This window comes from Pseudoroseomonas cervicalis (assembly GCF_030818485.1).
In the GTDB taxonomy this organism is placed as follows: Bacteria; Pseudomonadota; Alphaproteobacteria; order Acetobacterales; family Acetobacteraceae; genus Pseudoroseomonas; species Pseudoroseomonas cervicalis_A.
The window spans coordinates 156,291-170,183 of record NZ_JAUTAJ010000004.1 but is presented as its reverse complement, the minus strand read 5'-3'; the positions used below and the strand labels follow the sequence as shown (position 1 = coordinate 170,183).

General features: G+C 73.7%; 9 protein-coding genes and 1 pseudogene. 4 read left to right on the top strand and 6 right to left on the bottom strand.

Annotated elements, in window-relative coordinates; genetic code table 11:
• Nucleotides 1–8: 8 nt before the first annotated feature.
• The 6 genes and pseudogenes from QE401_RS04620 to hrpB all read right to left on the bottom strand — a co-directional run bounded on the left by QE401_RS04620 (nucleotide 9) and on the right by hrpB (nucleotide 8,252).
• Nucleotides 9–1,439, bottom strand: a complete 1,431-nt coding sequence (locus tag QE401_RS04620; protein WP_307137092.1) for a sensor histidine kinase — start codon at nucleotides 1,437–1,439, stop codon at nucleotides 9–11.
• A gap of 26 nt (nucleotides 1,440–1,465) precedes the next feature.
• Nucleotides 1,466–2,146, bottom strand: coding sequence for a winged helix-turn-helix domain-containing protein (locus tag QE401_RS04615; protein ID WP_271135811.1), 681 nt, complete (start codon nucleotides 2,144–2,146; stop codon nucleotides 1,466–1,468).
• Nucleotides 2,147–2,311: 165 nt separating this feature from the next.
• A pseudogene (locus QE401_RS04610) lies at nucleotides 2,312–3,094 on the bottom strand (ABC transporter ATP-binding protein); the annotation flags it as partial.
• Nucleotides 3,095–3,194: 100 nt separating this feature from the next.
• Nucleotides 3,195–4,262, bottom strand: coding sequence for a FecCD family ABC transporter permease (locus tag QE401_RS04605; protein ID WP_307137090.1), 1,068 nt, complete (start codon nucleotides 4,260–4,262; stop codon nucleotides 3,195–3,197).
• A gap of 290 nt (nucleotides 4,263–4,552) precedes the next feature.
• A complete protein-coding gene (locus tag QE401_RS04600; RefSeq protein WP_307137089.1) occupies nucleotides 4,553–5,638 on the bottom strand; it encodes a trypsin-like peptidase domain-containing protein in 1,086 nt (361 codons plus the stop codon).
• A gap of 175 nt (nucleotides 5,639–5,813) precedes the next feature.
• Complete coding sequence (hrpB, locus tag QE401_RS04595) at nucleotides 5,814–8,252, bottom strand: ATP-dependent helicase HrpB (RefSeq protein ID WP_307137088.1); 2,439 nt, start codon at nucleotides 8,250–8,252, stop codon at nucleotides 5,814–5,816.
• 131 nt (nucleotides 8,253–8,383) lie between these two features.
• On the opposite strand from hrpB, the gene QE401_RS04590 reads away from it, so the two are divergent.
• The 4 genes from QE401_RS04590 (at nucleotide 8,384) to QE401_RS04575 (ending at nucleotide 13,880) form a co-directional block, all read left to right on the top strand.
• The gene (locus tag QE401_RS04590) at nucleotides 8,384–9,211 is read left to right on the top strand and encodes an isocitrate lyase/PEP mutase family protein (RefSeq protein ID WP_307137087.1); all 828 of its coding nucleotides are present in this window, start codon (nucleotides 8,384–8,386) and stop codon (nucleotides 9,209–9,211) included.
• Between the two features lie 89 nt (nucleotides 9,212–9,300).
• Complete coding sequence (locus QE401_RS04585; protein ID WP_307137086.1) at nucleotides 9,301–11,409, top strand: protein-disulfide reductase DsbD family protein; 2,109 nt, start codon at nucleotides 9,301–9,303, stop codon at nucleotides 11,407–11,409.
• 39 nt (nucleotides 11,410–11,448) lie between these two features.
• Nucleotides 11,449–12,087, top strand: a complete 639-nt coding sequence (locus tag QE401_RS04580) for a redoxin domain-containing protein (protein ID WP_307137085.1) — start codon at nucleotides 11,449–11,451, stop codon at nucleotides 12,085–12,087.
• Nucleotides 12,088–12,347: 260 nt separating this feature from the next.
• Nucleotides 12,348–13,880, top strand: coding sequence for a UxaA family hydrolase (locus QE401_RS04575; protein WP_307137084.1), 1,533 nt, complete (start codon nucleotides 12,348–12,350; stop codon nucleotides 13,878–13,880).
• Nucleotides 13,881–13,893: the final 13 nt, after the last annotated feature.

The window sequence follows — 13,893 nt, the reverse complement described above, 5'->3', positions numbered from 1 at the left end:
AGAGGGGGTCATGCCGTCCCGTCGGGGGTCGCCGGCAGGCGGAACAGCACCCGCAGACCGGGCCGCTCCGGCGGGCCGCCGGCATCCTCGAACCACAGCGCGCCGCCATGCAGCTGCACCACCGCCCGCACCAGCGACAGGCCGAGCCCGGAGCCCGGCGTGGTGCGCGCCTGGTCGGTGCGGAAGAAGCGCTCGCCGACGCGCTGCCGGTCCTCCGGCGCCAGGCCGGGGCCCTCATCCGCCACCTGCACCACCACCGCCTCCGCCTCGCGCTCGGCCGAGACGCTGATGGTGCCGCCGGGCGGGGTGAACTTCACCGCATTGTCCAGCAGGTTCGCCAGCACCTGCAGCAGCAGGTCGCGATCGCCCACCAGCGGCAGCGCTTCCGGCCATTCGGTCTGCAGCGCCTGGCCGCGCGCCTCGGCCGAGGCGCCGTACAGCTCGGTCGCATCGGCCAGTACCAGCGCCAGGTCGAAGGGCGCGAAGGCGGCGCGGCGGGCGCCCGCCTCCACCTCGGCGATGCGCAGCACCGCCTGGAAGACGCGGGTGACGTTGTCGAGATCGGCGATGCCGCGCTCGATCGCGCCGCGCAGCACCGCCGGGTCGTCGCTGTCGGAGATCAGCGCCTCCTCCAGCCCGGAGCGGGCGCGCGAGATCGGCGTGCGCAGATCATGCGCGATGGCGTCCGACACGCCGCGCACCCCGTCCATCAGATGCGCGATGCGGTCCAGCATGGCGTTCATGCTGGCGCCCAGCCGGTCGAACTCGTCGTCATGCAGGGAGAGCGGCACGCGGTGCGACAGATCGCCGCCGGCGATCACCGCGGCGGTGGTGGCCGCCGGGCTCAGCCGCCGCTCCAGCGCGCGCCGCATCAGCCAGGCGCCGAGCAGCGCGAAGAGCAGCGCGGCGCAGGCGGCCCAGGCCAGCCCCTCGGTCAGCAGGGCGCGCAGCCGCTGCTTCTCGCCGACCTCGCGCCCGACGGCGAGCGTCGCGCCCCCCGGCAGGTCGAGCACATAGAGCCGCGCCTCGCCCGGCGCGTCCTCGTCATGGTCGAGGCTGAGCCGGTACCACCCGGCGCCGGAGCGCGCCTCGGCCTGCGGCGGCAGGGCGGCGAGATTGCCGGCCAGCCGCCCGCCCCGCGGGTCCAGCAGCAGGTAGAGCGACTGCCCCTCGGCATCGAGGGCCAGCCGCTCGCCGATCGCCTCCACCGCGCCATCGGCGCCGGAATCGCGCCAGCGCTCGGCCAGGGCATGGGCGTCGGCGCGGATCGCGGCATCGGTCTGCCGCTCCAGCGTGCCGGCCGTGCCCCACCAGAGCACGCCGGCGAAGGCCAGCCCCGCCGCCAGGAACAGCGCCGCGAACAGCGTCGCGAAGCGGAACCCCGCCGAGGAGAGCAGCCGCCACAGCGGGCCCGGATACTGCTTGCGCCGGTGCGGCATGCGCTTCCCTCAGCCGGGCACCGGGCTCAGGGCTCGGCGCGGATCATGTAGCCGGCGTTGCGCACCGTGTGGATCAGCGGCTTGTCCTGGCCCTTGTCCAGCTTCTGCCGCAGGCGGGAGACATGCACGTCGATGACATTGGTCTGCGGGTCGAAATGATAGTCCCACACCTTCTCCAGCAGCATGGTGCGGGTGACGACCTGGCCGGCATGGCGCATCAGATGCTCCAGCAGGCGGAATTCGCGCGGCTGGATGTCGATCTTGCGCCCCGCCCGCGTCACCGTGCGCGACAGCAGGTCCAGCTCCAGATCGGCGACCTTCAGCCGCGTCGCCGGCGCATCCACCGCCGGGCGGCGGCCCAGCGCCTCGACGCGGGCCAGGAGTTCCGCGAAGGCGAAGGGCTTGACCAGGTAGTCGTCGCCGCCGGCCTTCAGCCCCTTCACCCGCTCATCCACCCCGGCCAGCGCCGAGAGGAACAGCACGGGCGTGTGGTTGCCCTGGCCGCGCAGCGTCTCCACCAGGCGGACACCGTCCACCCCGCCCGGCAGCATGCGGTCCAGCACCAGCAGGTCGAAGCTCTCGCCCGCCGCCATGAACAACCCGTCCCGGCCATTGGCCGCGTGCTCGACCGTGTGCCCGGCTTCCTGCAGCCCCTTCTTCACGAAGCGGCCGACCTCGGCATCGTCTTCCACCAGCAGGATACGCATGGTGCCAACTCCTCATGGCGGCGCCGCCCCCGGCGATCCTGCGGGATCGCCTTCCCGGCGGGGCGGCGCCGGGCCGGCCAACATGCCGCGCGCCGCGCCGCCGCGCCAGAGGCGGGAAAGTGACCGGTTCGCAATGACCGCGTCATCCGCCCCGCTCCGGCGGGCTCAGCCCGGCAGCGGCGAATCCGCCAGCACCTGGAGGTGCCCCATCGAGCAGCGCTCGACCCGCGCCGAGACGCCATAGACCTCGGCCAGCATGGCCGGCGTCAGCGTCGCCTCCGGGCTGCCCTGGGCGCGAATGGCACCCCCCGCGATCATCACCACCGCGTCCGAGAACCGCGCCGCCAGCGCCAGGTCGTGCAGCACCACCACCGTGACCAGCCCGTGCTGGCGCGTCAGCTCCCGCACCAGCGCCATCACCGAGAGCTGGTGGCGGAGATCCAGCGCGCTGGTCGGCTCGTCCAGCAGCAGCACGCGCGGGCGGCGCACCAGCGCCTGGGCCAGGCCGGCGAGCTGCCGCTGCCCGCCCGAGAGCCGGTCCAGCGCGGTCAGCGCCAGATGGCCGATGCCCAGCCGCTCCAGCAGATGCACGGCGCGGTCGGTGGCGGCCTGGGCCGACAGCACCCCCTCCGCGGTCGGGCTGGCCCGCAGCGCGCCCAGCAGCGCCTCCAGCACCGTCAGCGCCACGCCCTGCGGCAGGCTCTGCGGCATATAGGCGATGTGCCGCGCCCGCTCCTCCAGCCGGCGGCCCACCATCTCCTGCCCGTCCAGCCGCACCGAGCCCTTCGCCGGCAGCAGCCCGGCCAGGCCGCGCAGCAGGGTGGACTTGCCGGCGCCGTTGGGGCCGACCAGCGCGGTGATGCCGCCACCCTGCAGCGCCTCCAGCGAGGCATCGGTCAGGATCGGGCGGCGGCCATAGCCGAGGGTCAGGCCGGAAATCTCGAGCCGCATCGGGGCAGTCTCCAGGGCAAGGCTGGGGGAAGGAATTCCCCCAGGCCCCCTTCTTTCTTCTGTCAGGGCCGGTGGGCGCTGCCCACCGGCGTCAACATCAGCCGGCACGGCGGCCGCGGGTGAAGACCAGCGCCACAAACACCGGCACGCCGACCAGCGCGGTGACGATGCCGATCGGGATCAGCAGCCCGGGCACCAGCATCTTGCTGGCCAGCGAGGACAAGGACAGCAGCAGCGCGCCGCACAGCGCGGCGGCCGGCAGGAAGAAGCGGTGGTCCTCCCCCACCAGCAGGCGGGCCGCATGCGGGCCGATCAGGCCGATGAAGCCGATCGTGCCGACAAAGGCGACCGAGACGCCGGAGAGCAGGGAGACGCGCAGCAGCGCCGCGTCGCGCAGCCGGTCGGCATTGATGCCGAAGGACAGCGCCCGCTCCTCCCCCAGCCGCAGCGCCGTCAGCTTCCAGGCGGCGCGGGCGGAAAACGGAATCGCCACGGCCAGCGCCAGCGCCATGATGCCGATCTTGCTCCAGGTGGCGCGCGCCAGGCTGCCCATCGACCAGAACACCAGCTGCTGCAGCGCCTGCTCGGTGGCGACGAATTGCAGCAGCGCCACGGCGGCGTTGAAGGCGAAGACGAGGGCGATGCCGAACAGCACCAGCGCCTCCACCCCCGCCCCGCGCAGCCGCGACAGGGTGCGCAGCAGCAGCACCGAGCCGAAGGCGAACAGGAAGGCATTGCCCGAGAGCAGCCATTCCTGCGGCACCCAGGGCAGGCCGACGCCCAGCACGATGGCCAGCGCCGCGCCCAGCGAGGCGGCGGAGGAGACGCCCAGCGTGAAGGGGCTGGCCAGCGGGTTGTTCAGCACCGTCTGCATCTCGGCCCCCGCCAGGGCCAGGGCGGCGCCCACCAGCACCGCCATGATGGCGTAGGGCAGCCGCACATCCCAGACGATGACCGAGACCGGGCCGCTGGCGCTGGACGGGTTCAGCAGCACCCGCACCACATCGGACAGGCCGAGCCGCGACGGGCCGGTGGCGATGTCGAGCAGCAGCGAGGCCGTCAGCAGCACCACCAGCCCCACCAGCACGGCGATGCGCCGCGCCAGCAGCGCGCGATAGCCGGCGGCGGCGGCGCCCGGCGCGGCCAGGCTCAGCCCGGCGCTCATCGGCCGCCCGCCCGCGGCGGGGCGTGGCGGAGCGAGGCCGGATGGCGGCGAAGGCCCGCGCCGTGGCGGCAGGCCGGGCGGGCGGAAGCTTGGGCAGACGTCACAGAAAGCGGCCCTTCCCTGGGAAGCGCGCAATCCATAATCACTCGCAACTCAAACGCCAACCTTCGCCATGCCGGCGGCGAGCGGGGCGGGGCTGCGAGGGGCGCAGGGCAGCGCGCCGGCGGGCCGGGGCCGGCCCGGTGGCCGCCCCCGACCGGGCCGCCCCCGGGTTCTGCCGCAGGCCCCCCTCAGGGCCCCGAGGGGCGGCGGCCGACCTGCACCGCCATGTCGCGCGAGCGGCCCTCGCGGGTCAGCGACAGCCGCACCGTCTGCCCCGGCGGCGTGCCGGCGACGCTGCGGATCAGCGCGCGGGAGGTCTCGATGCGCTCGCCATTCAGCGCCGTGACGATGTCGCCGGCGCGCAGGCCGGCGCGGGCGGCGGGGCTGTTGCGCTCGACGCTGCGCACTTGCACGCCGCGGTTGCGCCCACCGGGCATCGCCTCCTCGCCCATATCCTCGACCGCGACGCCGAGCCAGCCGCGCTCCACCCGCCCGTCGCGGCGCAGCTGCTCGATCACCCCGCGCGCCAGATCCGAGGGCGTGGCGAAGCCGATGCCGGCCGAGGCGCCGGAGGGCGAGTAGATGGCGGTGTTGATGCCGATCACCTCGCCCGCCGTGTTGAACAGCGGCCCGCCGGAATTGCCCGGGTTGATGGCGGCATCGGTCTGGATGAAATCGTCGAACGGCCCGGCGCCGATCTCGCGCCCGCGGGCGGAGACGATGCCGGAGGTGACGGTGCCGCCCAGGCTGAACGGGTTGCCCGCCGCCAGCACCCAGGAGCCGACGCGCAGGCTGGCCGAGCTGCCCCAGGCAACGGAGGGCAGCGGCGTGCGCGATTCCACCCGCAGCAGCGCCAGGTCGGTCAGCTCATCGGTGCCGACGACGCGGGCCGGCATCTCGGTGCCGTTCTGCAGCGAGACGACGACCCGCACCGCATTGCCGACCACATGGTTGTTGGTGACGATGTAGCCGGCCGGGTCGATGATGAAGCCGGAGCCCGCGCCCTGCACCTGCTGGCTGCCGCGCCGCTCGCGGAAATAGCGCTCGAAGGGCGTGCCGCGCAGCTCGGGCGGGATCTGCGTCGTGGTCTGCTCGGACAGCACGGCGATGTTGACGACGGCGGGCAGCACCTGCTCGGCCAGATCGGCGAAATCCGGCAGCACGGCGCGCTGCGCCAGCGCCGGCCGCGCGCCAAGGGGCGAGAGCGAGGGGGCGAGCGGGGCCAGGGCCAGGGTGGCCAGTCCGGCCAGGATCATGCGGCGGGGGGCGGGCATCGGGCGGTCTTCCTTGATCGGCGCGAGATGGGCGCCGGGACGCGACGAATGTGGGCCTACCCTGGGCTTGGCTTCAAGCCGGGGGGATGGCTGAAGCACCCAGGATCATCACCCTGTGCGCTGGGAACGGCGGCGGCGGCCAGGGGTTCCGTCGCGCCCGCCGAACGCCGGATTCTCAGCGGGAAGGATCCTCCGGCCAGTCATGCTTCGGGTAGCGGCCGCGCATATCCTTGCGCACATCCGCCCAGGCGCCCTTCCAGAAACCGGCGAGATCGGCGGTGACGGCGATCGGCCGCCCGGCCGGGGAAAGCAGCGCCACCTGCAGCGGGATTTCCCCCCCCGCCAGCTTCGGCAGGCCAGCCAGGCCGAACAGGAATTGCGCCCGCGCCTCCAGCCGCGGCACCTCGCCGGTATAGTCGATGGCGGCGCTGCGCCCGCCCGGCAGGTCGAGCCGCGGCGGCAGCTCGGCATCCAGCCGTCGCGGCAGGGGGTGCGGCAGCAGGCCGCGCAGCATCGCCACCGCATCCAGCGATTTCAGCTGCGACAGCTTGGTCAGCCCCGACAGCCAGGGCACCAGCCACGCGCCGCCGCCCGCCGCCAGCGCCTCCTCCGAGACATCGGGCCACTCCCCGCCCTCGGCGCGGCGCATCCAGGCGATGCGGGCGCGGGTCTGCAGCGCGGCATTGGACCAGTCGAGATCGCGGAAGCCCCGCCCCGCCGCCGCCTCGGCCAGGGCGGCGGCCAGCAGGGCGGGGTCGGCATGCGGCAGCGTCGCCTCCTCCAGCACCAGCGGGCCGAGCCGCAGCCGCCGCCGCGCCACCACCGCGCCGGCGCGGGCGTCGAAGGCCGCGCCCTCCTCCCGCACCAGCCGCTCCGGAAATTTCTTTTCCAGGGCCTCGCGGGTCAGGGGCGCGGCCATGCGGATGCGGGCCTCGGTGCCGGCCAGTTCCAGATCGGCCACCGCCAGCAGCGGCGACCGGCCCAGCCGGTCGGTGGCGGGCAGCCGCGCGCCCTGGCCCGAGGCCAGGCGGAAGGCGCCATCCATGCTGCCGCGCTTCGCCGCGATGCGGTCGGGGAAGCCGGCCGCCAGCAGCAGCCCGGCATCGCCGGACGCCTGCGTGCCGCCGGGCACGCCGAGCCGCCGGCGGTGCAGCGTCACGCCGCGCCGGATTCGCCCCAGCGCGGCACGGTCGGCATTCGGGTCGTCCGCGCCATGCAGCAGGTCGAGGCGGAGCTGGATGTCCGACGGTGCCTCGCGGCCACGGATCGGGTCGCGCTCCTCCAGCAGGGCGGCGAGCTCGGCGGCCAGCGCGGCTTCCTCGGCATCCGAGGCCTCGGCCATCATGCGGGCCAGGCGCGGATGCGTGCCCATGCGCGCCATGCGCCGCCCCATCGGCGTGATGCGCCCTTCCCCGTCCAGCGCGTCGAGGTCGCGCAGCAGGGCGCGGCCGGCGGCGAGCATCCCCGCCGGCGGCGGGTCGAGGAAGGCCATCTCCGCGGGATCGCTGCCCCATGCGGCGCAATCCAGCGCCAGGCCGGAGAGTTCGGATTCGAGGATTTCCGGCCGGTCGGCGAGCGGCAGGCCGCGATGCAGCGCCTCGCTCCACAGGCGGATGGCGACGCCGGGCTCGGTGCGGCCGGCGCGGCCGGCGCGCTGCTCGGCGGCGGCGCGGGAGATGCGCAAGGTCGCCAGCCGCGCCAGCCCCGTGGCCGGGTCCAGCCGGGGCGCGCGGCGGAAGCCGCCATCGACGACGATGCGCACCCCGGGCACGGTCAGCGAGGTCTCGGCGATCGAGGTCGCCAGCACCACTTTCCGGTTCGCTGACGGGTTGAGGGCGCGGTCCTGCTCGGAAGGCGGCAGCTCGCCATGCAGCGGCAGCACCTCGGCCTTCACCCCGCCCAGGCGCTCGGCGGTGCGGCGGATCTCGCTCCAGCCGGGCAGGAAGGCCAGCACATCGCCCGGATGCTCGACCAGGGCGCTGCGGATGGCGCTGGCCATCGCCTCGGGCAGGTCGCGCGGCTCCTGGATGTCGCGCTGGCGGTGATGCACCGCGACGGGATAGGCGCGGCCGAGGCTCTCGATCACCGGCGCGCCACCGAGCAGCTGGGAAAAACCCTGGGCCTCGATGGTGGCGGACATGGCCAGCAGGCGCAGCTCCGGCCGCAGCCCGCGCTGCAAATCGAGGCAGAGCGCCAGCGCCAGATCGGTATCGAGATTGCGCTCATGCGCCTCGTCGAACAGCACGGCGGCGGTGCCCTCGAGGCCCGGATCGGTCTGCAGCCGCCGCACCAGCAGCCCTTCCGTCACCACCTCGATCCGCGTGGCGGCGGAGACGGCGCGCTCCAGCCTGGTGGCCAGGCCCACCGTCTGGCCGAGCGGCTCGCCCAGCAGCTCCGCCATGCGGCGGGCGGCGGCGCGGGCGGCAACCCGGCGCGGCTCCAGCACCACGATTTTCTGTCGGTCCGCCCAGGCCTCGTGGCGCAGCACAAGCGGCACCAAAGTGGTCTTGCCGGCGCCGGGCGGCGCCACCAGCACGGCGTTCGGACCCTGCCGCAGCGCCTCGATCAGGCGCGGCAGGGCTTCGGTGACGGGCAGTTCCGGCAGGGCATCCATGCGCGCGGCTGTAGCGCATCCGCGGCCGGCCCGGCCAGGGCGGCGGGGATGGCCGCGCAAAGCCACTGGCCCCCGCGCCAAACCCGTCTATTCTGTTTTTGTTCACGGACGCCAACAGGGAGAGACTCGCCATGGGCCAGGCCCGCGAGGAGAAGCTGGCGCGGTTCCGCGCCCTGCATGCCGCACCCGGCGCCTTCATCATCCCCAACCCCTGGGATGCCGGCAGCGCCCGGCTGCTGGCGGGCCTCGGCTTCGCCGCCCTGGCCACCACCAGCGCGGGCCTGGCCTTCTCGCTCGGCCGCCCCGATGGCGCGGCGGGGCGGGAGGAGACGCTGGCCAATGCCCGCGCCATCGTCGAGGCCGTCGACCTCCCCGTCTCCGCCGACCTCGAGAATGGCTTCGGCCACCGCCCCGAGGATTGCGTGCGCACCCTGCATGAGGCGGCGGCGGTGGGGCTGGTCGGCGGCTCGATCGAGGATGCCAGCGGCGATCCCGCCCGGCCGATCTATGATTTCAACCAGGCGGTGGAGCGGGTCGCCGCCGCGGCCGAGGCGGCGCGCGGCCTGCCCTTCCTGCTGACCGCGCGGGCGGAGAATTTCCTGCATGGGCGCCCGGACCTCGACGACACCATCCGCCGCCTGCAGGCCTATGCCGAGGCCGGGGCGGAGGTGCTCTACGCCCCCGGGCTGCGCGAGATCGGCCAGATCCGCACGCTGTGCGCCGCGCTGGACCGGCCGGTGAATGTGGTGATGGGGCTGGTGGGCCCGGTCTTCACCGTGGCCGAGCTGGCGGAGGCCGGGGTGAAGCGCATCAGCCTGGGCGGGTCGCTGGCGCGCACGGCGCTCGGCGCGCTGCACCGCGCGGCGCTGGAGATCCGCGACCAGGGCAGCTTCGGCTTCGCGCGCGGGGCGCTGACAGGGGCGGAGGTCGAGGCCTATATGCAGCCGCGCCCGGGCTGAGGCGCCCCCCGGCGCGGCGGCGCCCTGCGTGACGATTCGTCACGCAGAAGCGTCTTCCTCGCGGCCGCAAAAAAGGTTTCCATTCTTCCATGTTCCGCCCGCTCCCCTTGCTGGCCTCCGGCCTGGTGCTGAGCCTGCTGGCCGCGCCGCTGGCGCGCCCCGCCGCCGCGCTGGAAAGCGCGCCGGTGGCCAGCGAGCGCGCCCGCATGACGCTGGCGGCCGAGGTGCAGTCGGTGGCGCCGGGCCAGCCCTTCCGCCTCGGCCTGCGGCAGGCGCTGGCGCCGGGCTGGCACACCTACTGGAAGAATCCGGGCGATGCCGGCACGCCGCCGGAGCTGGAGCTGGACCTGCCGCAGGGCGCCAGCGCCACCGGCTTCGACTGGCCCGCCCCCTACCGCATGCCCTTCGGCCCGCTGGTCAATTACGGCTATGAGGGCCAGGTGCTGCTGCCGCTGACGGTGACGCCGCCCTCCGAGCTGCAGCCTGGGCAGGTCTTCACCATCGAGGCGAAGGGCAGCTGGCTGGTCTGCGAGAAGGTCTGCATCCCGGAGGAGGGCGTGTTCCGCCTCGACCTGCCGGTGGAGCCCACCGCCCGCCCCGACCCGGCGCTGACCGACGCCTTCCGCCAGGCCGAGGCCAGCCTGCCCCGCCCCTCCCCCTGGCCGGCAAGCCTGGGCTTCGAGGGCCAGACGGGCGCGCTGCGCCTGGACAGCCCGGATTTCGCCCCCGGCACGCTGCGGGAGGCGCAGTTCTTCCCCGCCGAATGGGGCGTGCTGGACCATGCCGGCGCGCAGGCCATGCAGCTGGCCGATGGCGCGCTGCGCCTGGCTCTGCCGCGCGGCGCCGCCCCGCTTCCCGCCGGCCCGATCGAGGGCGTGCTGGTGCTGACCGACGCCGCCGGAGCGCGCGGCGCCTACACCATCTCCGCCACGCCCGGCCCGGTGCCGGCGCCGCTGGCCGCGCCGGGCAGCGCGCTGCCGCTGTGGCAGGCGGCGCTATGGGCGGCCCTCGGCGGGCTGATCCTGAACCTGATGCCCTGCGTCTTCCCCATCCTGGCGATGAAGGCGATGGGCATCGCGCGGCTTTCCGGCGCGGCGCGCGGCACGGTGCGCGGCCATGCGGCCAGCTACACGGCCGGCGTGGTGCTCTCCTTCCTGGCGCTGGCCGGCGCCATGCTGGCGCTGCGCGCGGCGGGCGGCGTCGCCGGCTGGGGCTTCCAGTTCACCTCGCCGCTGTTTGTCACCTTCATGGGCTGGCTGATGCTGGCGGTCGGGCTGAACCTCTCCGGCGTGTTCCAGATCGGCGGGCCGGTGGCGCTGGGCTCGGGCGCGGCGGCGCGCGGCGGGCATCTCGGCAGCTTCGCCACCGGCGGGCTGGCGGTGCTGGTCGCCACCCCCTGCACCGCGCCCTTCATGGCCGCCGCCATCGGCGCCGCCATGCTGATGCCGCCCCCCGCCATGCTGGCGGTCTTCGCCGCCATGGGGCTTGGCATGGCCGCCCCCTATGCGCTGCTGGCGCTGTTTCCGGGCCTGGCCCACCGCCTGCCCCGCCCCGGCGCCTGGATGGAACGACTGAAAGAAATCCTGGCCTTCCCGATGTATGGCGCGGCGCTGTGGCTGCTCTGGGTGCTGGCGCAGCAGGTCGGGCCCGAGGGGCTGGCCGCTGCCCTGGCCGGCGGGCTGGCGGTGGGCTTCGCCGCCTGGGCGCTGGGCCGGGCGCAGGCGGCCTCCGGCCCGCGCGGCCGCTGGGCCGGGCGCGGCGGCGCCGCCATCGCCCTGCTGGCGGCACTCGCCCTGCTGCCGCAGCTGGGCGGCGCCGCGCGGGCCGCGACCGGCGCGGTGGGCGCCGCCACCATCCCCGGGGAAGAGCCCTGGTCCGAGGCGCGGCTGGCCGCCTTGCGCGCCGAGGGCCGCCCCGTCTTCGTCAATATGACCGCGGCCTGGTGCATCACCTGCAAGGTGAATGAGCGTGTCGCCCTCTCGGGCGAGGCGGTGCGGCAGGCCTTCGCGCAGCGCAACATCGCCTATCTCAAGGGCGACTGGACCGATGGCGGCCCCGCCATCGCCGCCGTGCTGCGCGCGCATGGGCGGGAGGGCGTGCCACTCTACCTCGTCTATCCCGCCGGCGGCGGCCAGCCCACGCTGCTGCCGCAGATCCTGACCGAATCCCTGGTGCTCGAGGCGCTGCCGCCCGGCTGATCCTCGGGCCAACACACCCTTCGAACGGAGTGACCGACCATGGCCAAGCTGCTGTCCCGCCGTGCCACTCTCGCCATCCCGCTGGGCGCCGTGCTGATGCCGGTGCTGCCGCGGCTGGCCTATGCCGCGCCCGCCATCGGCGCCGCGGCGCCCGATTTCACCGCGCCCGACCAGGATGGGCGCAGCCGCTCCCTCGCCGAGTTCCGCGGCAAGGTGGTCATGCTGGAATGGACCAACCATGACTGCCCCTTCGTGCGGAAGCACTACAACAGCAGCAACATGCAGGGGCTGCAGCGCCTGGCCGCCGAGAAGGGTGTGGTCTGGCTCTCCGTCATCTCCTCGCCGCCCGGCGAGCAGGGGCATGTGACGGCCGAGCAGGCGAAGGCCCTGACCACCGAGCGCAGCGCCGCCCCCGCCGCCGTGCTGCTGGACCCGCAGAGCCGCATGGCCCGCGCCTATGGCGCCACCACCACGCCGCATATGTATGTGATCGATGCCGAAGGCGTGCTGCGCTACATGGGCGGCATCGACAGCATCGCCTCCAACCGCGTGGACGACGTGGCCAAGGCCGAGCCGCTGGCGCGCAACGCCATGCTGGCGGTGGCGGAAGGTCGCCCGGTGGCGCAGCCCGTCACCCGCAACTATGGCTGCGCCATCAAATACGCCCCGGGCGCTTGATTTTTTCGGGCTGCCGCCGTCCGGTTAAGAGGCGGGACGCTTTTCTTTCGGGCTGCCGCTGCCGGAGGGCACGGTGGGCCGCTGAACCGGACCTGTTGCACTGCCTGCCTGGCAAGCGGGAGCCTGTCCGCCGCGAAGCCGCCTCCTCCGGGGGCGGCTTTTTTGCTGCGCCCGCCACGGGGCCGCGCGGCAGGGCCCCGGGGGTGGAACCCCATGGCCGCACGGGCCTAGGATGACCGTCCCCTGGAGGAAACAAGACAATGGATGCCCTGTCCGAGACACCCTTCATCCGTCTGCATCCCGAGGACAGCGTGATGATCGCCCGCCGCGCCGCGCCGGAAGGCACGCCGGTGGCACCCGGCATCGCCACCGCCACGCGCATCCCCCCCGGCCACAAGGTGGCGGTGCGTGCCCATGCGCCGGGCGAGGCGGTGAAGCGCTACGGCCAGATCATCGGCTTCGCCACCCAGCCCATCGCGCCCGGTGACTGGGTGCACACCCAGAATTGCGGCATGGGCGATTTCGACAAGGATTACGCCTGGGGCGTCGATGCGAAGCCCACGCTGTATGTGCCGCAGCCGGCGACATTCCAGGGCATCCTGCGGCCGGATGGGCGGGTGGCCACCCGCAACTACATCGGCATCGTCACCAGCGTGAACTGCTCGGCGCATGTCGCCTCGATGATCGCCGATGCGTTCAGGCGCAATCCCTTCACCGGCAGCGATCCGCTGGCCGAATTCCCCAATGTCGATGGCGTCGTCGCGCTGACCCACAAGACCGGCTGCGGCATGGGCGACAATGACGGGCTGCGCCTGCTGCGGCGCACGCTCGCCGGCTATGCGCGGCACGTCAATTTCAGCCATGTCATCGCCATCGGGCTGGGCTGCGAGGTCAACCAGATCTCCGGCCTGCTGGCCGAGCAGAATTTGGCCGGCCGGCTGCGCAACATGGACATCCAGGAGATGGGCGGCACCCGCAAGACGGTGGAGGCCGGCATCGCCTTCGTGCGCGAGGTGCTGGCCGAGGCCAACCAGGTGCACCGCCAGAGCGTGCCCGCCAGCCACCTGACCATCGCCCTGCAATGCGGCGGCTCGGACGGGTATTCGGGCATCACCGCCAACCCGGCGCTGGGCGCCGCCTCCGACCTGCTGGTCCGCCATGGCGGCACCGTCATCCTGTCCGAGACGCCGGAGACCTATGGCGCCGAGCATCTGCTGACCCGCCGCGCCACCTCCCGCGAAGTCGGAGAAAAACTGGTCGGGCTGATGCGCTGGTGGGAGGAATATGCCGAGCGCGGCCAGGCCGAGCTGAACAGCAACCCCTCCCCCGGCAACAAGGCCGGCGGGCTGACGACCATCCTGGAGAAGTCGCTCGGCGCCATGGCCAAGGCCGGCACCACCAATCTGACCGCCGTCTACAACTATGCCGAGCCGGTGACGGAAAAGGGCTTCGTCTTCATGGACACGCCCGGCTACGACCCGGTGGCGGCCACCGGCCAGGTGGCGGGCGGCGCCAACATGGTCTGCTTCACCACCGGCCGCGGCAGCGTCTTCGGCTGCAAGCCGGCGCCCTCCATCAAGCTCGCCACCAATTCGGCGATGTATGAGCGCATGGAGGAGGATATGGACGTGAATTGCGGCACCATCCTCTCGGGCCGCGAAAGCGTCGCGGAATGCGGCGAGCGGATCTTTCAGTTGATCCTGCGCGTCGCCTCTGGCGAACGGACGAAAAGCGAGCAATACGATTTCGGTGCCGCCGAATTCGCCCCCTGGCCGATCGGCGCGACGATGTGAGGAGCGCGCGGCC